Below are 20857 nucleotides of genomic sequence, written 5' to 3' on the forward strand. Positions count from 1 at the left end.
CAGTATAAAAAGGAAAAAATAAAATTGCTAATCAACTTTTTCCTTATCGATCAGGAAAAATAAATCTTAAAATCAATATGTTTTACGCTAGACAGTGGTTCAATGCTGTAATTTATCGACGCTTTTTTATATATTAAACCATTATAATGTTATCAGGTAGGTGTGAAGGGAGTTGTCAGTTGGCTTATCACCATGCATGAGGTAACTTATGTATGTGGGATCAATCAAAACAAGCCTGATAAAACAGCCGAATAGGTGAATACACAAAGGCTAGATTTTAATGAAAGGATCGCTTCATTACACTAACAGTACTGTGATTCAATCCAATAAGGAGTACAATATTCACTCAGTGTTGTAAAAATAGATTGAAGTAAAGTCTTGAAGAGGTGTTTAAAATGGATCAAAACGTGATCAAAGTGGTTAACGCAACCGAGAATAATCTAAAAGGGGTCTCAGTCGACATTCCTAAAAAAACATTAACGGTGATAACCGGTGTTTCAGGATCGGGCAAATCATCGTTGATTTTTGATACCATCGGTGCTGAGTCAAGGCGCGAATTAAATGAAACGTTTCCTAGCTTTGTGCAACGCTACTTGCCAAGATATGAACGCCCCCATGTTGATATCATCGAAAACTTACCGGTTACGATCATTATTGACCAAAAAAGATTAGGTGATAATGCGCGTTCGACATTAGGGACTTATACTGATATTTATACTTTTTTACGTTTATTGTTTTCTCGGGTTGGTCAGCCTTTTGTTGGCTATTCTGATATATTCTCATTTAATCACCCAAAAGGTAAATGTCATAAATGTGATGGTTTAGGTGTGTATCGTACCTTAATTCTTGAAAATTTGATTAATTTTGATAAATCATTAAATGAAGATGCCATTGATTTCCCCACTTTTCACCCTGGCGCTTGGCGTTGGAAGCGTTATGCGGACAGTGGTCTATTTGATTTAGATAAAAAGATCAGTGATTATTCATCCGAAGAGTTAGCCCTTTTTTTATATTCACCACAAATTAAATTAAAAAATCCGCCACTCGCATGGCCTGCAACGGCTAAATTTGAAGGGATTGTACCTAGGATGGAGCGCAGCATCATTAATAGTGATGAAGGGAAAAGGCATGCCAAACGTGTCGATGAATTTGTGGTTGAACAAACTTGCCCAGTGTGTCATGGTACCCGGGTTAATGAGACAATTCAACGTTGTAAAATTAATGGCTTAAGTATTTCCGATGCCTGCTTGTTGCCTTTAACGGCATTATGTGATTTTATCCAAGATATCGAACACCCGCTTGCTGGTGAAATCAAACGTGAAATTAGCAATCGGTTATTGGCACTAATCAATATTGGTTTAGGTTACTTAACGCTCAGTCGGGCAACGGGGACATTATCTGGCGGTGAAGGACAGCGCGTTAAAATTGCGCGACATATTAACAGTGCGCTATCCGACATTTTATACGTGCTTGATGAACCCAGCATTGGCTTACACCCTAAAGATATAGAGAAACTCACCAAATCGTTATTTCATTTAAAAGCACGTGGTAATACGATTTTGATGGTTGAACATCATCCTGCATTGATTCGTATTGCTGAGCATATTATTGACATGGGGCCGGGTGCAGGGCAACGTGGTGGGCAAATTGTATATCAAGGCTCATTTGAGGGGTTATTAAGTGCCGATACCTTCACCGGTAAAGAGTTACGTCAATCCCTACCACTTAAACGCATTGCGCGTAAGCCAACCGCATGGATAACACTTAACGATATTCATTTTCATAACCTTCAAGGCGTAACCGTTAATGTCCCATTAGGCGTATTAACCGTATTGTGCGGCGTAGCGGGTGCCGGTAAAAGTTCATTAATGGATGTGTTGTTACGTAATATAACTCAGCCTGTCGTGGCGATTTCACAAAAAAATATTGGTACCAGTATTCGTTCTACTTTATCAACCTATATGGATATTAATGACTATATCCGAAAACTTTTTGCACAAGCTAACGATGTCAGTACTGCCTATTTTAGTTACAACTCGAAAGGAGCTTGCCCAAACTGTAAAGGAAAGGGAGTGATTGTCACGGATATGTCATTTATGGATGACATCGAAACCCTTTGTGAACGTTGTCACGGTTCACGTTATAACGATAACGCATTAAAATATCATTATAAAGGCAAAAACATTGCTGAAGTGATCGATATGTCAGTAACGGACAGTATCGCTTTTTTTAGTGATCAACCCTTTGTCGATTTACTGCAAGCACTTGAAAGGGTAGGTTTAGATTACATCCATTTGAATCAAGCGTTATCAACGTTATCCGGTGGTGAGTTACAACGTTTAAAATTAGCGTCTCATTTAAATAAAAAAGGCACGTTATATGTCCTTGATGAACCGACCGTTGGGCTGCATATGGACGATGTTAAAAAGCTAATAAAATTATTTAACCAGCTGGTCGAGCAAGGGAACTCGGTGATTATTGCCGAGCATAACTTGAGTGTTATTAAACAAGCTGATTGGTTGATTGAAGTCGGGCCAGAAGCCGGTGCCAACGGCGGTAAGATTATTTATAGTGGTACTTTACAAGATATTCATCAATCAACCACCAGTATTACTCGGCAGTATTTAGTATAAAAATAAATGAATACGGAATAGGAACCATGTTGATTATTTTCGGATGGGAGAAAGATATCGTTGATATCCCCAATTTTACACAATGTTATTGCTATAATTGCGATGATGCCAAGCGATGGGTTTTAAATATAGAACGGGAATGGGTCAGCTTTTTTGCTATCAAAACCATTCCTTTTTTAACGAAACGGAAAATATATTGTGAACGTTGTGGCGATACTATTGGAATCAATCACCATCAGTATCTCACTTTCAAAAAAGGGCCAATTGAGTTAACCCACTTTATTGAGCATGCTCAACTCGCAAAAAAGACGGCAATACAAAGGACATACTTACTAGAACGGCGAGCTAAAATCGATCATGAGTAGGGCAGTAACCTATTTTTACATACCTTTTTTTGTCAATGTTTTATTAACATCGGATTAGCCGTCACACCTTGTACAATTGAGTAAGTGATAAAAACAAGGGTGGAAATAGGTAAAATTTTATTAAAACCAGGTTGTTGCTGTAAATCGTTTTTGACTATACCAATGAGTATGATGAAAACAAGCCAACTGATACCCGCAGTCCAGAGTCGTTTATACAGGAACCATAAACATCCAAAAAAGAATGCGCCCCAGCAAAAGCCGTATTTTACTTGTACTATGTGGCCATCCTTACTGTAAATCGATTGGTTATGTATCATTTGTTTTAGTCTACGTGTTTAAAAATAAATTGATTATAAGCGATGAGATGAAAAATGATATATAAATTAAATAAAGTTTAAAGTTTGACGGTCGCAATATCAGCAATTCGAGTGGTGTAGGCCGGTGACAGTCGATTTTGTTTCATATGCCATTGGCCGTTGACACCTTGCGAGGCAAAAAAAATTTTCCCTAAATGAGAGTAATTAATTTTATCAATCACTTGCATCAAATCACCATTTCGGGTTTTTTTGTGATGATCAATAAACAGATCGAATTGATTGGTTTCATTATCACAAAAATCATTCAAAATGACGCCTGCTTTTTGGTAATGTTTATTGGGTTGCCAGATCCGTTGTAAAATATTTTGAGCCGCAGTGAGTAACTCACGAGTATCATTTGTTGCAGCGATGACCTCTGATGAATAGTTACTATAATAAGGTGAGTTAGGGACAAAAGGGCTTGTTTTAATAAATACGGTAATGTGTTTACAATATTGCTTATCATGTCGTAGCTTTTCCGCTGCTTTGGCCGTGTAGTTACAAATTGCCGCCTGCATCACCTCTAATTCGGTGACTTTCTCGCCAAATGATCGCGAGCAGATAATTTGTTTACGTGGTTCATGAATATTGTCAAGTGTTAAGCAAGATTCACCATTGAGCTCACGTACGGTGCGCTCAACGATTACATTAAATTTTTTACGTGCTTCATGGGGCGATAATTTTGCCAAATCGAGCGCGGTATTGATTTTCAGCACATTTAATTGTTTCGCTAAACGTCGACCAATTCCCCACACCTCTTCAACGGGGGTAATCGCCATGAGTTTGTGTTGTCTAATCCGATTGGATAAATCAACAACACCTTGTGTCTTTTGCCACTTTTTTGCCGCATAGTTTGCTAATTTGGCAAGGGTTTTGGTTGGTGCAATACCAACGCCTACGGCAAGGTGAGTATGTTGCTTGACCGTATCTTTTAACGTTTTCCCGATCTGTTCTAATTCGAGCGAAGGCGAGTGAGTTGCGAGTTGGCAAAAGGCTTCATCAATACTGTATATTTCAATGGCGGGCGTAAGTCTTTCAAGCGTTTCCATGACCCGATTTGACATATCGGCATACAGCGCATAGTTACTACTAAAAACCTGAATATTATGCTGTTCAATAAATTGAGCGGATAATTGAAAATAAGGGTGACCCATTTTAATTCCTAAGGCTTTCGCTTCTTGACTACGTGCGATAACGCATCCGTCATTATTGCTTAATACAATAATCGGTTCATTATCCAAGTCAGGTCGAAATACTTTTTCACAGCTAGCATAAAACGAATTAACATCAATATGAGCAAACATATTACACCTTGTGAATAATATAGGTGACAACCCCAAAAATATTCAGTTCGTCAGGATTGGGGATCATAATCGGATTAAAATTAGGGTTCATTGGTTTTAGCATCAGTTTAGGCGTTGTACAGAGTTTTTTTATGGTAAATTCACCCAGTATACTGGCGATCACGATGTCACCGTGTTTTGCTTCTTTAGCTGAATCGACAATCACTAAATCACCGTCTTGAATATGATCATTAATCATTGATTCACCCGATACCTTAAGAATATAGGTGGCCGCGGGATGCTTAATGAGTAGTTCATTAAGATCAATACGTTTTTCAATAAAATCTTGTGCAGGACTTGGAAATCCAGCCGCGACCGTATCTAAAAAAATCGGAATATTTATTGTTTGTTGTGGATTCTTAGCTAAAATTGAAACACATTCTAGTAAGCTTTGTTTATTTTCGCTGTTCATTTATACAGTATATTTATTTTGAAATGAAAATAAATATCTAAACTGCGTAGCATCATCAATTAATTTTGTGCTTAATATTTCTTTAATAATTTAATGGTTAAATAGCATCAAATTAGCAAAAACGCAAAGGATGATAACAATGAAAAAAGTAACGACATTATTACTGATTGCTTCATTAGCCACGTCAGGCGCAGCATTAGCAAAATCGTATGATATGCCATATCAAGGTGGTGGATTCAGTGGTCCGGCATCTCAAACTGTCACCGTTAGCCAGGCACAACGTATGGCGGATGATATCCGTGTTACGTTAAAAGGATATATCGTGCAACAATTAGATCATAAAGATTATTTATTTAAAGATGAAACAGGCACCATTCAAATTGAAATTAAAAACCACATTTGGAATGGCGTAACAATTACACCAGAAGATTTAGTTGAGATTAGTGGTGAAATTGATAAAGACTGGACATCAGTCGAAATTGAAGTGAAACAGATCCGAAAATTAAGTCAATAAGTTCACTAAAGTGATTCAGTCTACCGCATGATTTAATGCCCATTTATATGGGCATTTTTATGGCTTATAAAGAGGAGGCTTTGCGACTAATCGTGGCAGCAACCGCGGCAGATAAAATTAATGCAACAATCATGCAAATAAATGCCCCATCATAATTCCCGTCACTGATTTTAATTAAATATCCGATGATGACAGGCGATACAATACCCGCAAGTTGACCACCAAAGTTAACAATACCGGATGCCCTTCCCATAATATTGGGCGCGATACAATCCATTAGAATTCCCCAAAATAGGCTCATGGCAAAAAACATAAATAGGGTAGATGTGCATTGGTAAATTATTGTGGCATAACAGCTTTCTACCGAAAACGTCATATATAAGAAAAACGCCGCAATGAATGAGGCGGCGATATAGCCGAGTTTACGATTTGACTTGAAGTGGTCAGAATACCAGCCGCCGATAAGTGTCCCAACGGTACCACATAAAAAAGGAATAGCGGCAACCACGCCTGTGCTCGTTAATGAAAATCCTCGTACATTCATCAGGTAACTGGGTAACCACGTTGAAAACCCCCAAAATGTGATATCAAATAGAAACCAAATTGCCGACATTTTCCAAAGAATACCTTGTTTGAGGACTTGGCTAAAAGGGATCACTTGGGTCAGATTGCTTTGTTGTGACGGGTTATCTTGTGTAATTTCATCAAGTTCTTCTTGCGTCATGTTTGGGGCATCTTTGGGATTGTCTCGGCAATAATAAAACATCAATCCAGCAATGATTAAACCAGGAATACCTAAAATAATAAATACCATATGCCAGCCAAAGGCGGCAATAATACTGGCTGAAAAAATGACCGCCAATGCCGGGCCTAATGTGTTAACCGATGATTGAATCGCGGTAGCACGTCCGCGTTCTTTGGACGGGAAATAAATGGAAATCATTTTCCAAGATGACGTCGGGAAAAACCCCTCGCCAACACCAAATAAAAAACGGACTAATAGCATTAGGGGTAAGGTTAATATCAAACCGGTTAAAGAGGTGAAAATTGACCACCAGGTAATCGCAATCACCATTACTTTACGGGCACCAAATTTATCTGAAAAAAATCCGCCAGGGATTTGAAATACTGCGTAACCAATAAAAAAGGCACTAATAATCATGCCTTGTTCTGCCGGGTCAAGATTCAGATCCTTACCGATAAAAGGTAAAGAAACACTCATTACCATGCGATCTAAAAATGAGAACATCCAACCTGACCATAATACTAGTAATACCGTATAACGCACTTTCCAACGCTTTTTGGGTTGATTTTTAACTACGTCGTTCATGTTATCTCCTCGTATTGCGAAAAGTCAATGAAGACAGTTTTAAGTCGCTTTCACATTCTGAAAAATGAGCAATAGAATTTTTATCTTGCTCTCATCAACTCATCACGGTTTCATTGTCATGTCCTTTAATGATGGGTTATCATTATTGTGTTACAGATTATTGTTATGTCGCTGTTATGTTTAAACATCACCAATAAGTTTACTAACAATGCGAGCGTTGTTTTAAACCGATTCTTGTGTTGCGGATAAACGAACGCTAACTAAGCTTATAGGCACGATGTAATCCTCTCCTTAAACGATTAAAATGGCTCGAAAATCATTAACATTTGTCCGAGTCGGGCCCGTAATAACTTGTTGATTGAGTAACTCAAAAAAATGATGACCATCGTTATTATCTAAAAATTGTTGTGGATTCAGGTGTTGAGACCAAGCGCGTTCAAGCGTATCCGGTGTCATGTACGCACCAGCAATGTCATCCATACCATCAACCCCATCCGTGTCACCCGCTAAGGCATAAATATCCGGAACATGTTTAAGTGCGATAGCTAAGGCTAACAAAAACTCAACATTCCGCCCCCCTTTGCCATTACCTTTAATGGTGACGGTGGTTTCGCCGCCCGATAACAGCACACAAGGTTTTTTAAAGGGGTGATTATGCCGTTTGATGTGATACGTTAATCCCGCTAATGTTTTCGCAACATCTTTCGATTCCCCTTCGATAGTATCACCGAGAATATAGGGGGTAATCCCAGCTTGTTTGGCGCGATTAGCGGCAGTCGATAAAGCGTGCATGGGGGTTGCGATTAAATGGTATTCGCTGTTTTTTAATCGCGGATCTTCAACTTTGATGGTCTCGCTCAAATTTTGACAAAGAATATCCGTAATATGTGATGGTACCGCGATGCGGTATCTTGTTAAAATCGATAGCGCATCGGCACAGGTTGTCTGATCTGCGCACGTGGGGCCTGATGCGATATCATTGATATGATCGCCAGGTACGTCGGATATGGCAAGCGTGATGAGTCTTGCTGGGTAACATGCTGCAGCCAGTTTACCACCTTTTATGGCTGACAGGTGCCGACGGACACAGTTGATTTCACTGATTGTCGCCCCTGATTTTAATAATAATTTGGTGATTGTTTGCTTTTCTGCTGGGGTAATTCCCTCGAAAGGCAAAGATAATAAAGATGAGCCCCCACCAGATATTAGGCATAAGACTGTATCATGTTCAGTCAAGTCTTTTACGGTATTGAGTATCTGTTTAGCAGCATCAATACTCGATTGATCAGGCACAGGATGGCTTGCCTCAATAATGGATATTTTGGAACATGGTACACTGTAGCCGTAACGCGTAACAACAACACCTGAAAGCTGTCCAGTATAGGATTGCTCAACGACGCGGGCCATTTCAGCCGACGCTTTACCTGCGCCAATAACCATTAATTTACCATTAGTCGGGTTTGGAATAAAAGGGGGAAGCGTATATTTGGGTTGAGCTGCGTCAATGGCATCATTAAACATATCACAAAGTAATTTTTGTGGGTTAAAAATTGTCATATACACACCTATCAATTGATTGTTTTTTATTGCTATTTTTAACAATAACGTATCACTAGCGATGAATACGTTTCGATAAAGTTTGCTAGATAACTCAGGCAGTATTAATTGGGTGCGTGATTTAATACTGCCTTATTGTCATTTATTCTGTTTGGCTATTTAGCGAAAAATTAGCTAGCAGCTCCAGCGATTTAATAATTGCTGAATGATCCAATTGTGAGCCATAATTAGCCACACAAGCATTAAAGAGCTCTTGCGTCGTTGCGGTGTTCGGTAACGCGATATTTAAAGCTTTAGCCGAAGATAAGGCTAAATTGAGATCTTTTTGATGCAAATCGATTCTAAAGCCAGGTGTAAATGTTCCTTTGATCATTCGTTCACCGTGGATCTCTAATATTTTAGATGATGCAAATCCGCCCATTAATGCTTGGCGCACTTTTTCAGCATCAGCGCCCGATTTTGCCGCGAAAACAAGTGCCTCGGCAATGGCTTCAATTGTCAGCGCAACAATAATTTGATTTGTCACTTTAGCAATTTGACCTGAACCCACATCCCCCACCAATGTGATATTTTTGCCTAATAGTTGTAATAATGGTTTCGCTTTATGAAATACCGCTTCATCACCACCAACCATGATTGATAAGGTGCCTGATTTTGCACCGACTTCCCCCCCTGAAACAGGCGCATCAAGATAATGGCAACCGATCTCTTCCACTTTTTTGGCGAAGGCTTTGGTTTTAATCGGGCAGATGGAACTCATATCAATCAGTAATTTGCCCGGTGACAATCCTTCAATCAAACCATTAGGACCAAAAATGACCTGTTCAACGTCGGGTGTATCTGACACCATAATAAAGATGACATCACTTTGGCTTGCCACTTCTTTGATGGAATGTGACACAATACCGCGTTGCTCAATAAGATCATCCGGTACGCCTGACCGTGAATATAAGTGCAGTTTATGCCCGCCATTAAGTAAGTTAGATGCCATGGGTCTACCCATAATACCTAAACCAATAAAGCCAATATTTTGTTTCATAATCAATTCCTTCATATTAAATTAAATAGGCATTGGCCCACTGCAGATTATCTTGTGTTATCGTTGCTGGTTTATATTCACAACCGATCCAACCAGAATAGGCAATTTTTTCTAGGAAATTAAAAATAAAGGCATAATTAATTTCACCGGTGCCCGGTTCATGCCGTCCAGGATTATCTGCAATTTGAATATGTTTGATGTATTGAAGGTTATTTTTGATGGTTGAAGAAAGTTCACCCTCCATTCTTTGCATATGGTAAATATCGTATTGAAAAGCCACATTCGGTCGCGAAATTTGCTTAATTAATTGAATGGTTTGTTTGGTATTGGTGACAAAAAACCCTGGCATGTCGTAGCTATTAATTGCTTCAATCAGCAGTGTGATTCCTGCCTTGCCTAATTGTTCGGCGGCATATTTAGCATTATGAATAAATGTGCTTTGCGCTTCTTGATAATCGAGATGACTAGGGCGTAATCCAGACAAGACATTTATTTGCTTGCAATTCAGTGCTTGAGCATATTCGATAGCTTGTGCAACGCCATCTTTAAATTCATCAACCCGATCTGGGAGGATCGCAATCCCCCGTTCACCGTTATTCCAATCACCTGCGGGTAAATTAAATAATACCTGCTGTAAATGATTTTTTTTGAGTTGCTCAGCGAGTTGGTGTTTATCAAAGGCATAAGGAAATAAAAATTCGACGCCTTTAAACCCCGCTTTAGCGGCTTGTTCAAACCTTGCCATAAAATCATATTCATTAAATAACATGGTAAGATTGGCACATAATTTTAACATTTGAGTCCTCCTCTTAGTGGTTATTTATCATTAGATAGCTTGGCGATTGAACTTGGGCAATCGTCTAAATTACGAGCCATTTCCTCAAATTCATTAATATTATTAATTTCAGCGCCCATCGAGATATTGGTCACGCGTTCTAAAATGATTTCAACCACAACCGGTACTTTGTATTGTGTCATTAATGCCTTCGCGGTTGTGAAAGCGTCACCGATTTTATTAGGGTCTGTAACCCGAATTGCCTTACAGCCTAGCCCTTCAGCGACTTTGACATGATCGACACCATACTGTTCCAATTCAGGTGAGTTAATATTTTCAAACGATAGCTGTACACAATAATCCATGTTAAATCCGCGTTGTGACTGACGAATTAAGCCTAAATAACTATTATTTACAACAACATGAATATAAGGCAGTTTAAATTGCGCACCGACTGCCAGCTCCTCAATTAAAAATTGAAAATCATAATCGCCCGAAATGGCGACCACATTAAGCTGTGGATTTGCTTTTACAACACCTAAAGCCGCAGGTAATGTCCAACCTAATGGGCCTGCTTGCCCACAATTGATCCAGTGCCGGGGTTTATACACATGTAGAAATTGTGCAGCAGCAATTTGTGACAAACCAATGGTTGATACATAGCAAACATCTTGATTAAAGGCTTTATTCATTTCTTCATAGACGCGCTGAGGTTTAATTGGAGTGCAATCAAAATGGGTTTTTCGTAACATACTAATATCTGATTTACGATCAACACAGGATTTCACCCAGTCAGTGCGGTCAGTTAAAGAGGCGAATTTATCTTGTGCGATCGCTATTAGGCCTTCAAGTGCACTTTTTGCATCAGAGACAACGCCATAGTCAGGATTAAAAACTCGGCCAATTTGAGTCGGTTCAATATCAATATGAATAATTTTTCTATCTTTGGTATAAACATCGATTGAACCCGTATGGCGGTTAGCAAAGCGGTTACCTATCCCTAATATCAAATCCGATTCTAATAAGGTTGCGTTACCGTAGCGATGTGAAGTTTGTAAACCGACCATGCCCGCCATTAAAGGGTGATCATCTGGAATTGTACCCCAGCCCATTAATGTCGGAATTACCGGGGTATTGGTTATCTCGGCAAATGTGATTAGTAGATCGGCTGCATCAGCATTAATGACACCACCACCACAAACAATTACTGGCCGTTTAGCATTATTTAGCATCGTAAATACTTTGGCTAATTGATTATGAGTTGCCGCGGGCTTATAGATGGGTAAAGGTTCATAAGTATCAATATCAAATTCAATTTCAGCCATTTGTACATCAAAGGGAAGGTCAATTAGCACCGGTCCTGGTCGGCCTGAACGCATAAGGTGAAAAGCTTGTTGAAAAACACGCGGCACTAATCCCGGTTCCCTGACTGTAACGGCCATTTTTGTAACGGGTTTGGCAATGCTCTCGATGTCGACAGCTTGGAAATCTTCTTTATGAAGCTTAGCTGTTGGAGCTTGACCGGTTATACACAATATCGGAATGGAATCAGCTTGAGCTGAATACAGCCCTGTTATCATATCAGTACCAGCAGGGCCTGATGTGCCAATACAAACACCTATATTATTTGCTTTTGCTCGTGTGTAGCCTTCAGCCATGTGCGAAGCGGCTTCAACATGACGAGCCAATACATGGCTAATTCCGCCGATTTTATTCATAGCCGAATAAAATGGATTAATGGCGGCACCAGGTACACCAAAAGCGGTTGAAATACCTTCTTTACGTAATACAAGTACTGCTGCTTCTACTGCTTTCATTTTAGCCATAATCAATCCCTCAACAAAGTAATAGTCATTTTGTATCACTAATTTATGTTAATATTTAAAAAATGGAAACAGTTTCCATTTTATATTTTTTAAAAATGTGATCTCTGTTGGATTTTTGATTATTTATACTTATATGTTATAATTAGCCAAATTGTCAGTTTAATAGGGTTTAACATGGTTAAAACTAAAGTTACCAAAACAGACTCAACCGCTGGTGCGGTACAATCGCTAACACGAGGTTTGATTGTGTTGGAAAAGATTTCCGAAAATAAAGGTGGCGTTGCTTTGACCGATTTAGCACTGCAAGTGGGGTTACCAAATTCAACGCTACATCGTTTATTGATAACACTGCAGCAGCAAGGCTTTGTGACCCAGAAAGGCGATCTTGGTCATTGGTATATTGATGCAAAAGCATTCACTGTAGGAAGTGCTTTTTTTAGTAGTCGAGATTTGGTGTCATCAGTCTACCCGATCTTATCTAAATTGATGGCTCAAGTTGGCGAAACAGTTAACTTGTTGGTCTTTGAACAATCATCGTTAAATGCCGTGATCATTAGTCAGGTACAATGTACTGAGCTAATGCGAATGGTTGCACCAATCGGGAGTTCATTACCGTTGCATGCTTCTGGTGGTGGTAAAGCGTTATTGGCAACATTTACTGACGATGATGTTAAAAGCATTATCAAAAGTAAAGGTCTAAAAAAATATACGGATTATACGATTATTACACAACAAGGTTTGCTTGATGAATTAAGCAAAATCCGCCAGCAAGGTTATTCAGCTGACCTTGAAGAGCAAGTTTTAGGTTTACACTGTGTTTCAGCCGCGTTCTATGATGAAAATGGACGGGCCATTGGTGCGATCTCAATATCGGGTCCAAAAATCAGGATTGGCTTAGATCGTATTACTTTTTTAGGCGCTAAAGTGATGGAAGCCGCCGATGATATTACTAAAATATATGCTGGCTTTTCTTTCAAGTAATGATGAATACCATTGATTAACGATAGCCGGTATAAACCGGCTTTATGATACATTAATTACTTATTTTGATTTTTGATAAGTTGATAGAATCGGGTGAGGGCAGCTTGCGCGATTTGCTCATCTTGATCGGGTTTTACACCGGAGACCCCAATTGCCCCAATCAAGCTTTCTTCAACAATAATGGGCACACCACCTTGTAAGGGCGTAATTGGCATTGATAATGCCGCAAATCGGCCATCATTGATCATATTTTCATAACTACCACTCGATTTACCGCTGATCACACTGGTAAAGGCTTTTTGTTCGGCTATTTTAGCACTCATCGCGGGTGCATTATTAAGACGCGATAACGCGATTAAGCACCCCGTTAAATCACAAACAGCAATCGATACCGCCCACTGGTATTTATTGGCTTCTTCGATAGCCGCGTCAATGATTAATTTGGCATCTTGGTATTCAATTTGATAATTTTTTTTCATGCATGCTTCTCCGTTACTAGCTCAATCGCGTTGATCACAAAGGGTGTGTCTAAAATCTGTTCTTCACAATTATCGGCGCCGCCTCTGTCTACGACTAACATATCGGTGGTACTCTCTAGCGCGATAGTGGGGGCATGCCATGTTCCAGCAAAATAGTTTACGCCTTGTTTACCATTGGTGATAAAGGCACGTACGGTGCTTAAGTCAATATTATCACCTTGCTCAGCTACCACCACTAAAAATGGTTTTTGATTGATGGGATAAATCGCCTGACTGCCTAGCGCATGGCGTTCTAACATGGGGATAACAATCGGAAAATTAAGATGTTTGGTCCGGAAAATACTAATAAGGGAATGCTCATTTTTAATGTTAATTCTGGCTAAAGCATGAAAACGCTCAGTTTGCCCCTGATTAATAAAATGTGCATGCCGTTTGCAAGTTTCGATCACTTCACCAAATTTGGAAAAATTCTCAGCGGTTAATGGTTCAACTAATAATGTTTTCATAAATCACCTAAATGAAAGTTAATAATTAATTGGATCATCATTAAATTAGCACAGTTATTCTGATTAAAAAACCATTTTTGGAAATAGTTTTCATTTTTTGTATTTTATATAAATTATTTACAATAAGCAGGATGGATAGCAAAAATTATTTAAAGAATAATGTGACTTAGCGCAAGTTTTTACCTGAATCGGTTATCGATTATTGCCGTCTATGACGAGGCGATGCAGACAGATGACAATGTATAGGACGCAACAAATTTTGCGCATACGTGCAAAGAGTTGCATGTTTTCCATCTTAAGAAAATAAAAGATCTAATTTTTATCAATATAAATCAATTCATTGTGTTTTAACTCTGTGTGGGATGAAGTTGGTACATCAATTGCAGTGTATTTTACAGTTATAAACTCATTTAGCTTTTACACAAGAGGTAACACATGAATCATCAAACAATCGGTACTAATACGGTTAGGGACCATTTTGTTTTTTATTTTGACTGTCGCAATGCAATTCCATTTAATGTTAGTTCACGTCATTTACGAGGATCTGGATTATGATTTCACGTTTATCAAAACACACCACCAATCTGGTCAGTAAATATCTACCCGATCCACTTATTTTTGCGGTGTTACTCACCTTTATTACCTTTTTACTGGCATGGGGGTTGACTGACTCTCAGCCGGTTAGCCTAGTGAAAATGTGGGGCGATGGGTTCTGGAATTTATTGGCTTTTGGTATGCAAATGGCATTAATTGTGGTAACTGGACATGCTTTAGCAAGTTCACCACCAATTAAGGCGATTTTAGTCTCGATTGCTTCGTTAGCTAAAACACCATCTCAAGCCGCCATGTTAGTGACCTTTGTCGGTTGTATCGCATGCATATTAAACTGGGGTTTTGGGTTAGTGGTAGGGGCAATGCTAGCCAAAGAAGTCGCAAGGCAAGTTAAAAATGTAGATTATGGTTTATTGATTGCTTGTGCGTATATTGCTTTCATGACATGGGGGGGAGGGTTTTCGGGGTCGATGCCATTAATGGCTGCAACGCCAGGCAATCCAGTTGCGCATTTGATGGTGAGCGAATCAAATCCACAAGGTATCATTCCGATCTCACACACCATATTCTCAGCAAGTAATATTTTTATTACGGTGATGCTCGTTGTCTGTTTGCCCATTTTAGTGCGTTTTATGGTCAGAAAAGATAATGACATTGTGACGATTGATCCTGCGTTGTTAGCCCCAGAACCCGATTTTCAAAAGAAACTGGATCGTAAAACGGCAAGCGTTGCTGAAAAGTTAGAGGAGAGCCGAATATTATCCCTCCTAATTGGTGCATTAGGAATTGGTTATTTGGTGATTTATTTTTGTAATAATGGCTTTAATATCACCATCAATACCGTTAATTTAGTGTTTTTAACGGCGGGTATTTTATTGCATAAAACGCCCATGGCATATATGCGAGCAGTATCGAATGCCGCAAGAAGTACAGCAGGCATTATTATTCAGTTCCCATTTTATGCAGGGATTCAATTGATGATGGAACATTCGGGATTAGGTGGGTTAATTACTGAGTTTTTTATCAATATTGCAGACAAAGACACCTTTCCAATTTGGACATTTTTTAGCTCAGGGATTATTAATTTTGCTGTGCCATCTGGCGGTGGGCATTGGGTTATTCAAGGGCCTTTTGTGATTCCAGCCGCTGAAGCACTGGGTGCTGATTTAGGTAAATCTACCATGGCTATTGCTTATGGTGAACAGTGGATGAATATGTTACAACCATTTTGGGCATTGCCGGCGCTAGCAATTGCAGGGCTTGGTGTTCGAGACATTATGGGTTACTGTATGACCGCCTTAATTTTTACAACCCCAATCTTTTTAATCGGCTTATATTTTTTCTAGTTGTATTGATATAAAAAGGCGATTTAAGGGGTTTTTTAGTAATTAAAAGATAGCTCATAGGAGTTATCTTTTTGTTATATACAAGATGAATGAGCAACGATAGACTCATTATTTTAACGACTGGAGCACCAATGAGGAATTTTTTAAAGCGCTTATATCCAGATAAAATTAGTGCTCGGATCTTCTTACTCATTACCCTGATGTCTTGTGCTTCTATTATGGTGGTCGCTGTTTTAATTGAAAAAGAAGGACGCGAATTACTCATACAAGAAAAAAGCCATAAGTTATTTGCCATTACCAAAATGTTAGATTTATTATTGGATGATGCCTATACCCATGTGGATACCAGCCTGTCAAAACAACAACAAATCAGCCAACTTAATCAGTTTTTGTCCCCTAAAGTTGAACCATTATTGGCGACCATGCCAAAAATAGGGACGGGCTATTACCATAAAGGTTTAGATGCGATTTTGGTGTATGCACCTAAAGTTGCTTATGGCGTAAATGTTGGAAAATCAATTCCTGCGACACACAAAGGACGCGAAGTGATGGAAACCGGACTCAATATGGTTGATGTCGGTAAACAAGTTCGTGGCAATATTATGAATGCGATGATTCCAATCGTACGGCAGGATAAGGTCGTCGGTTATATTTGGGCTAATGAAACCTTAGATGATATTGAACAACAAACGCTGGTGTTTGATAAAAACGTGATCATAATCAGTTTAGTATGCATGTTTAGCTGCATTCTCATTGCATCGGTGTTATCCCGAAAACTTAATACCGATATTGCAGTGATTCGTGACGGTTTACAAGCTTTACCTTTCGATCTTAATTACCGACTGCCTATTATTCGCGGTGAACTCAATCAAATTGTAAGCGGAATTAATCGTTTGGCTGAAAAATTGCAAAAAGCCAAAACAATGAATGAACTTATTCTTGAAAATACTTTGGATGGTGTGATTACTGTCGATAATAATGGATCAATTACCATGTTAAATCCTGCGGCGGAAAACATGACCGGTTATAAGTTAGAACAAGTACTCGGCAAACCTTATTACACAATTGTTGATGATAAGAATTTCCAAAGTCCATTACTTGATACATTATTTAATGGTGTTGATCATGTTGGTGTTGAAGTCGATTTCCCGGTAGCAAAACAAATTATTAAAATTAGTTCAAGTACGAGTCACTTAAAAGATCACAATGGCCAAATTATGGGGGCTGTGGTGATTTTTAAGGATATTACTGAACAAAAAGAGGTCGAAAAACTGATTCAACAAACCGAACGTCTGGTTGCCATTGGTGAATTAATGGCTGGGATTGCACATGAGATTCGCAATCCACTTGCCGCGGTAAGAGGGTTTGTGCAATATTTACAAAATGATTTACCAAAATGTGAACAACAAGAATACATTGATATTATTCTCAAAGAAGTTGACTCAATTAATCAAGTTATCCAACAATTATTAGACTTTGCTGCACCGTCTAAAAATTATTATGTTTCTATTCATATTAATACGTTGATTGATGACGTGCTTGTTTTGCTTAATTCGTCACACCGCGCCAATGATATTGAATTTATTTTGCATTTAGACCCCTCATTAAACGCGCTTTACTTAGATAGAGAACTGATTAAACAAGCTTTACTTAACTTATTGATCAATGCGATCCAAGCGATTAAGCTTAACGGGAAGATTGAGATATCAACCATGCTGTCAGTGAATCAAAAATATCAATTAATTCAAATTAAAGATAGTGGTGAAGGAATCAAACCTGAATTGATGGATAAAATTTTTATGCCCTTTTTTACGACCAAAATGTCAGGTACTGGATTAGGGTTATCAATGGTGCAAAAAATTATATCATCACACAAAGGCAAAATTTCGGTTAAACATAATGAAGATAGCAAAGGCATCACCGTCGAAGTCGCATTACCTATCGATTAATCAGGATGAAAGGAACACAATGTCTGAAAAAATTCTAATTGTTGAAGATGAGCCGAATCTTAAAAAATTATTATCCATTTTGTTAACGCAAGCGCAGTATCAAGTGATTGCATTTGATAATGCAGAGGAGGCGATTGAACTCATTAAACAGCAAAGCGTAGATTTAGTTTTGATGGATAATCATTTACCTCATATGAGTGGCTTGGCTGCGCTTAAAATCATTAAACACCTTCACCCTGAAATGTTTGTGATTCTTATGACGGCTTATGCCGGGGTGGATACCGCAGTTGAGGCTTTAAAGCTTGGTGCTTTTGATTATATCGTTAAACCGTTTGATCTTAATGAATTAAAGGCGCTCGTTAAACGTTCATTAGAACTTAATAAAGCCCATAAAGAGGGCGTGAATTTATCACCTAAAATTAGTTTATCGAATGCGGATGATAAAGGTCATATTTTGACAAATAGTCCCAATATGATGGAGTTATGCCGTGACATTGCCAAAGTATCACAAACAAAAACGACGGTTTTAATTACGGGAGAAAGTGGTACTGGTAAGGAGTTGGTGGCAAAAACCATTCATTATTATAGTACACGCTCTACCGGCCCTTTTATTAAAGTCAATTGTGGTGCCTTACCCGAAACATTGCTAGAAAGCACATTATTTGGTCATGAAAAAGGATCATTTACAGGCGCACATCAACGACAAGTTGGCTTGTTTGAACGGGCACATCAAGGGACACTGTTTTTAGATGAAGTGGGTGAGATGTCGACCCATTTGCAAGTTAAACTGCTTAGAGTGATTCAGGAAAAGGAGTTTGAGCCTATTGGCGCGACACAGGTGATGAAAGCCGATTTTCGATTAATTGCCGCAACCAACCGCCATTTACAAGAAATGGTTGAAGCCGGAACGTTTAGACAAGATCTCTATTATCGGCTTAATGTGATGGGGCTGAGCTTACCTCCGCTACGTGAACGGCCTCATGATATTATGTTACTCGCGCGTTATTTCGCTAATCAGTTTTGTCTTGAGAACAATAAAGCGTTGCTTGATTTTTCATTAAATACCATTGAGGTACTCAATCAATATCATTGGCCTGGCAATATTCGTGAATTGTCTAATGCTATTGAGCGCGCCGTTATTATGTCTAACGGGTTGTTTATCTATCCTGAAGACTTGCCTGAGCATATTATTGAAAATAAAAAAGTCACAGAAACGTCCTTAGACCTGAGTGATAGTCTCTACGTAAACGGAACATTAAAAGAAAAAGTAAAAAACTACGAAAAAGAGTTAATCATCAGTGAGCTAAAACAGAATCATGGCCACCGTGAAAATACAGCTAAAGCATTAGGGGTGAGTAAACGGACATTGCTATATAAAATGCAAGAATATGATATTAACGAAACCATTGTTTAGGGATTCGTTTCGTTAAATTATTGTCATAACCTATAATTATAGTGTAAAAATCGCGCTGTATTATTCATTCAATGGCATTGTCAGCATGCAAAACGCGAAAGATTTCGCGTTTACGCATTTCTTAAAAAGTCATTAGTTTCTTTTGAAGGCCGCGATAATCACCAGTAGCCAAGCAATAATAAACGCAAAACCACCAATCGGTGCCGCTCCATTAATTGGTAATGATAAGTAGGTAATGCTGTACAAAGTACCACTAAACAAGATAATGCCTACGATAAATAGCCATCCCGCCATGATTAAAAAACGACTTTTTTGAAAGTGTAACCAGATACCCACGGCGAATAAAGCCAGCGTGTGATACATTTGGTACTGAATACCAAGTTTAAATATTTCAATTTGATGTGCCGTTAAGACAGTGTTAAGTGCATGTGACGCTAATGAACCTAAAATAACACCACTTGCACCAAAAAAACCAGCAAAAGCAAAAAATAGTCTATTCATAATGAAGTTAACAGAGAAAATATAGGTAGTCACATCATAGCATACCCATTTTAATGAAATACACTTACCACGCATAAAAAAAAGCATGATCGTAATCATGCTTATTTATCAATAATATTGTATTGATCAAGTTATAATTCAAAGGAACAGTGGAATACGCGTCCGATAATTTCAACCTCTTTTAGATCAGCTGTTTCATCGGGATGTTCTTCAGAATTAAAGGAGTTAATTCTGATTCGATGATTTGGAATCAGATATAAGCGTTTTAAACGGCAAAGTCCATCTTGGCAAATTGCATAAATATCGCCATCAATAATCTCTTTTCGCGCGGTATCTACCGCGACAGTTGCACCATTGGGGATAATCGGCTCCATTGAGTTGCCACGAGCAGGAAAACACACGACATTCTCTTTTTGTACGCCTTTACGCCTAAAAAAACGTTTACCAAAGCGCAATTTATAACCATTGTAGTCTGGTTCTGCTGTACACCCCACTCCAGCAGCAAGTTCGATTGATTTATAGTAAGGCACCTCAACTTCATCACTTTGTAATGGGGTTACGTCATCCCATTCATCAACTGGAATCCCTTTTATTTCATTTAGTGTTGTGGTGTGTTGTTGCATATTGCCTTTACCGGTTCTTAACCAGTTCAGATCAACTTGCAATAATTTAGCCAGGCGATCAAGTTCTTTTGGTGTATTGTCGCCTTTTTCCCATTTTGATACTGCAGCTTTCGATACGGCAAGTTTTTGGGCAATATCGGGTTGTGTTAAACCTGCGGCAAGCCGAGCTTGTTTGATTCTGTCACCTAGCATAGTGTAAGTCCTAATATGATTGTTAACTTATGTTAACTGATTTATGGTAAATAAAAATTGACTATTGTGTCAACTTTTATTATCATTAAGTTAACTTTTAATGATGCAATTAATATGAAATATCACGTTAAATTAACTATTTATCAAAATAAAATATATAAATA

The 20857-nt window shown here is 38.6% G+C and carries 19 protein-coding genes; 7 read left to right on the forward strand and 12 right to left on the reverse strand.

The window, feature by feature from the left end; translation table 11 throughout:
* Window positions 1–395: 395 nt before the first annotated feature.
* Both ABEA36_RS01065 and ABEA36_RS01070 read left to right on the forward strand, forming a co-directional pair.
* A complete protein-coding gene (locus ABEA36_RS01065) occupies window positions 396–2633 on the forward strand; it encodes an ATP-binding cassette domain-containing protein (protein ID WP_345487827.1) in 2238 nt (745 codons plus the stop codon).
* A 26-nt stretch (window positions 2634–2659) separates the two neighbouring features.
* Window positions 2660–2998: a hypothetical protein gene (locus ABEA36_RS01070; protein WP_345487829.1), complete on the forward strand. Its 339-nt coding sequence runs from the start codon at window positions 2660–2662 to the stop codon at window positions 2996–2998.
* Between the two features lie 32 nt (window positions 2999–3030).
* Here ABEA36_RS01070 and ABEA36_RS01075 read toward each other — a convergent pair whose 3' ends face one another.
* The 3 genes from ABEA36_RS01075 to umuD all read right to left on the reverse strand — a co-directional run bounded on the left by ABEA36_RS01075 (window position 3031) and on the right by umuD (window position 5109).
* Window positions 3031–3315, reverse strand: coding sequence for a DUF2628 domain-containing protein (locus ABEA36_RS01075; RefSeq protein WP_345487831.1), 285 nt, complete (start codon window positions 3313–3315; stop codon window positions 3031–3033).
* A 77-nt stretch (window positions 3316–3392) separates the two neighbouring features.
* On the reverse strand, window positions 3393–4658 hold the full coding sequence (gene umuC / locus ABEA36_RS01080) for a translesion error-prone DNA polymerase V subunit UmuC (protein ID WP_345487833.1): 1266 nt from the start codon (window positions 4656–4658) through the stop codon (window positions 3393–3395).
* A 1-nt stretch (window position 4659) separates the two neighbouring features.
* The gene (gene umuD / locus ABEA36_RS01085; protein WP_345487835.1) at window positions 4660–5109 is read right to left on the reverse strand and encodes a translesion error-prone DNA polymerase V autoproteolytic subunit; all 450 of its coding nucleotides are present in this window, start codon (window positions 5107–5109) and stop codon (window positions 4660–4662) included.
* A gap of 139 nt (window positions 5110–5248) precedes the next feature.
* On the opposite strand from umuD, the gene ABEA36_RS01090 reads away from it, so the two are divergent.
* A complete protein-coding gene (locus ABEA36_RS01090) occupies window positions 5249–5623 on the forward strand; it encodes a YgiW/YdeI family stress tolerance OB fold protein (RefSeq protein WP_345487837.1) in 375 nt (124 codons plus the stop codon).
* 64 nt (window positions 5624–5687) lie between these two features.
* On the opposite strand, the gene ABEA36_RS01095 is transcribed toward ABEA36_RS01090, so the two are convergent.
* The 5 genes from ABEA36_RS01095 to gcl all read right to left on the reverse strand — a co-directional run bounded on the left by ABEA36_RS01095 (window position 5688) and on the right by gcl (window position 12150).
* Window positions 5688–6953, reverse strand: coding sequence for an MFS transporter (locus ABEA36_RS01095; protein ID WP_345487839.1), 1266 nt, complete (start codon window positions 6951–6953; stop codon window positions 5688–5690).
* A 291-nt stretch (window positions 6954–7244) separates the two neighbouring features.
* Window positions 7245–8510 (reverse strand): glycerate kinase type-2 family protein, encoded by a 1266-nt coding sequence (locus ABEA36_RS01100; protein WP_345487841.1) that lies wholly within the window; start codon window positions 8508–8510, stop codon window positions 7245–7247.
* Window positions 8511–8652: 142 nt separating this feature from the next.
* Window positions 8653–9549 (reverse strand): 2-hydroxy-3-oxopropionate reductase, encoded by an 897-nt coding sequence (locus ABEA36_RS01105; protein WP_345487843.1) that lies wholly within the window; start codon window positions 9547–9549, stop codon window positions 8653–8655.
* 16 nt (window positions 9550–9565) lie between these two features.
* Window positions 9566–10345, reverse strand: a complete 780-nt coding sequence (gene hyi / locus ABEA36_RS01110; protein ID WP_345487845.1) for a hydroxypyruvate isomerase — start codon at window positions 10343–10345, stop codon at window positions 9566–9568.
* A gap of 20 nt (window positions 10346–10365) precedes the next feature.
* A complete protein-coding gene (gene gcl, locus ABEA36_RS01115; RefSeq protein WP_345487847.1) occupies window positions 10366–12150 on the reverse strand; it encodes a glyoxylate carboligase in 1785 nt (594 codons plus the stop codon).
* Window positions 12151–12324: 174 nt separating this feature from the next.
* Here gcl and ABEA36_RS01120 point away from each other — a divergent pair, with 174 nt between their 5' ends.
* The gene (locus ABEA36_RS01120; RefSeq protein WP_345487849.1) at window positions 12325–13131 is read left to right on the forward strand and encodes an IclR family transcriptional regulator domain-containing protein; all 807 of its coding nucleotides are present in this window, start codon (window positions 12325–12327) and stop codon (window positions 13129–13131) included.
* A gap of 56 nt (window positions 13132–13187) precedes the next feature.
* Here the strand turns inward: ABEA36_RS01120 and ABEA36_RS01125 are convergent, their stop codons facing one another.
* Window positions 13188–13610: a GlcG/HbpS family heme-binding protein gene (locus tag ABEA36_RS01125; RefSeq protein ID WP_345487851.1), complete on the reverse strand. Its 423-nt coding sequence runs from the start codon at window positions 13608–13610 to the stop codon at window positions 13188–13190.
* Window positions 13607–14116, reverse strand: coding sequence for an ureidoglycolate lyase (locus tag ABEA36_RS01130; RefSeq protein WP_345487853.1), 510 nt, complete (start codon window positions 14114–14116; stop codon window positions 13607–13609). The genes ABEA36_RS01125 and ABEA36_RS01130 overlap by 4 nt, the downstream gene beginning before the upstream one ends.
* A gap of 551 nt (window positions 14117–14667) precedes the next feature.
* Between ABEA36_RS01130 and ABEA36_RS01135 the strand changes: the two genes are divergently transcribed.
* The 3 genes from ABEA36_RS01135 to ABEA36_RS01145 all read left to right on the forward strand — a co-directional run bounded on the left by ABEA36_RS01135 (window position 14668) and on the right by ABEA36_RS01145 (window position 19377).
* Complete coding sequence (locus ABEA36_RS01135) at window positions 14668–16014, forward strand: TIGR00366 family protein (protein ID WP_345487855.1); 1347 nt, start codon at window positions 14668–14670, stop codon at window positions 16012–16014.
* A 131-nt stretch (window positions 16015–16145) separates the two neighbouring features.
* Window positions 16146–17963: a two-component system sensor histidine kinase AtoS gene (atoS, locus tag ABEA36_RS01140; RefSeq protein WP_345487857.1), complete on the forward strand. Its 1818-nt coding sequence runs from the start codon at window positions 16146–16148 to the stop codon at window positions 17961–17963.
* 19 nt (window positions 17964–17982) lie between these two features.
* Window positions 17983–19377: a sigma 54-interacting transcriptional regulator gene (locus ABEA36_RS01145; RefSeq protein ID WP_345487859.1), complete on the forward strand. Its 1395-nt coding sequence runs from the start codon at window positions 17983–17985 to the stop codon at window positions 19375–19377.
* Between the two features lie 132 nt (window positions 19378–19509).
* Here ABEA36_RS01145 and ABEA36_RS01150 read toward each other — a convergent pair whose 3' ends face one another.
* A complete protein-coding gene (locus tag ABEA36_RS01150; protein WP_345487861.1) occupies window positions 19510–19878 on the reverse strand; it encodes a DUF423 domain-containing protein in 369 nt (122 codons plus the stop codon).
* A 131-nt stretch (window positions 19879–20009) separates the two neighbouring features.
* Window positions 20010–20693 (reverse strand): XRE family transcriptional regulator, encoded by a 684-nt coding sequence (locus ABEA36_RS01155; protein ID WP_345487863.1) that lies wholly within the window; start codon window positions 20691–20693, stop codon window positions 20010–20012.
* Window positions 20694–20857 lie beyond the last annotated feature (164 nt).

The organism is Orbus sasakiae (assembly GCF_039542345.1).
GTDB lineage: Bacteria > Pseudomonadota > Gammaproteobacteria > Enterobacterales > Orbaceae > Orbus > Orbus sasakiae.

What these genes read in the sequence shown, in the direction of transcription:
- ABEA36_RS01105 (WP_345487843.1), bottom strand. Translation starts at nt 9,549, where the DNA reads ATGAAACAAAATATTGGCTTTATTGGTTTAGGTATTATGGGTAGACCC.
- ABEA36_RS01125 (WP_345487851.1), bottom strand. Translation starts at nt 13,610, where the DNA reads ATGAAAAAAAATTATCAAATTGAATACCAAGATGCCAAATTAATCATT.
- gcl (WP_345487847.1), bottom strand. Translation starts at nt 12,150, where the DNA reads ATGGCTAAAATGAAAGCAGTAGAAGCAGCAGTACTTGTATTACGTAAA.
- ABEA36_RS01070 (WP_345487829.1), top strand. Translation starts at nt 2,660, where the DNA reads ATGTTGATTATTTTCGGATGGGAGAAAGATATCGTTGATATCCCCAAT.
- ABEA36_RS01120 (WP_345487849.1), top strand. Translation starts at nt 12,325, where the DNA reads ATGGTTAAAACTAAAGTTACCAAAACAGACTCAACCGCTGGTGCGGTA.
- ABEA36_RS01155 (WP_345487863.1), bottom strand. Translation starts at nt 20,693, where the DNA reads ATGCTAGGTGACAGAATCAAACAAGCTCGGCTTGCCGCAGGTTTAACA.
- ABEA36_RS01065 (WP_345487827.1), top strand. Translation starts at nt 396, where the DNA reads ATGGATCAAAACGTGATCAAAGTGGTTAACGCAACCGAGAATAATCTA.
- atoS (WP_345487857.1), top strand. Translation starts at nt 16,146, where the DNA reads ATGAGGAATTTTTTAAAGCGCTTATATCCAGATAAAATTAGTGCTCGG.
- umuD (WP_345487835.1), bottom strand. Translation starts at nt 5,109, where the DNA reads ATGAACAGCGAAAATAAACAAAGCTTACTAGAATGTGTTTCAATTTTA.
- ABEA36_RS01100 (WP_345487841.1), bottom strand. Translation starts at nt 8,510, where the DNA reads ATGACAATTTTTAACCCACAAAAATTACTTTGTGATATGTTTAATGAT.
- ABEA36_RS01095 (WP_345487839.1), bottom strand. Translation starts at nt 6,953, where the DNA reads ATGAACGACGTAGTTAAAAATCAACCCAAAAAGCGTTGGAAAGTGCGT.
- hyi (WP_345487845.1), bottom strand. Translation starts at nt 10,345, where the DNA reads ATGTTAAAATTATGTGCCAATCTTACCATGTTATTTAATGAATATGAT.
- ABEA36_RS01150 (WP_345487861.1), bottom strand. Translation starts at nt 19,878, where the DNA reads ATGAATAGACTATTTTTTGCTTTTGCTGGTTTTTTTGGTGCAAGTGGT.
- umuC (WP_345487833.1), bottom strand. Translation starts at nt 4,658, where the DNA reads ATGTTTGCTCATATTGATGTTAATTCGTTTTATGCTAGCTGTGAAAAA.
- ABEA36_RS01075 (WP_345487831.1), bottom strand. Translation starts at nt 3,315, where the DNA reads ATGATACATAACCAATCGATTTACAGTAAGGATGGCCACATAGTACAA.
- ABEA36_RS01145 (WP_345487859.1), top strand. Translation starts at nt 17,983, where the DNA reads ATGTCTGAAAAAATTCTAATTGTTGAAGATGAGCCGAATCTTAAAAAA.
- ABEA36_RS01135 (WP_345487855.1), top strand. Translation starts at nt 14,668, where the DNA reads ATGATTTCACGTTTATCAAAACACACCACCAATCTGGTCAGTAAATAT.
- ABEA36_RS01090 (WP_345487837.1), top strand. Translation starts at nt 5,249, where the DNA reads ATGAAAAAAGTAACGACATTATTACTGATTGCTTCATTAGCCACGTCA.
- ABEA36_RS01130 (WP_345487853.1), bottom strand. Translation starts at nt 14,116, where the DNA reads ATGAAAACATTATTAGTTGAACCATTAACCGCTGAGAATTTTTCCAAA.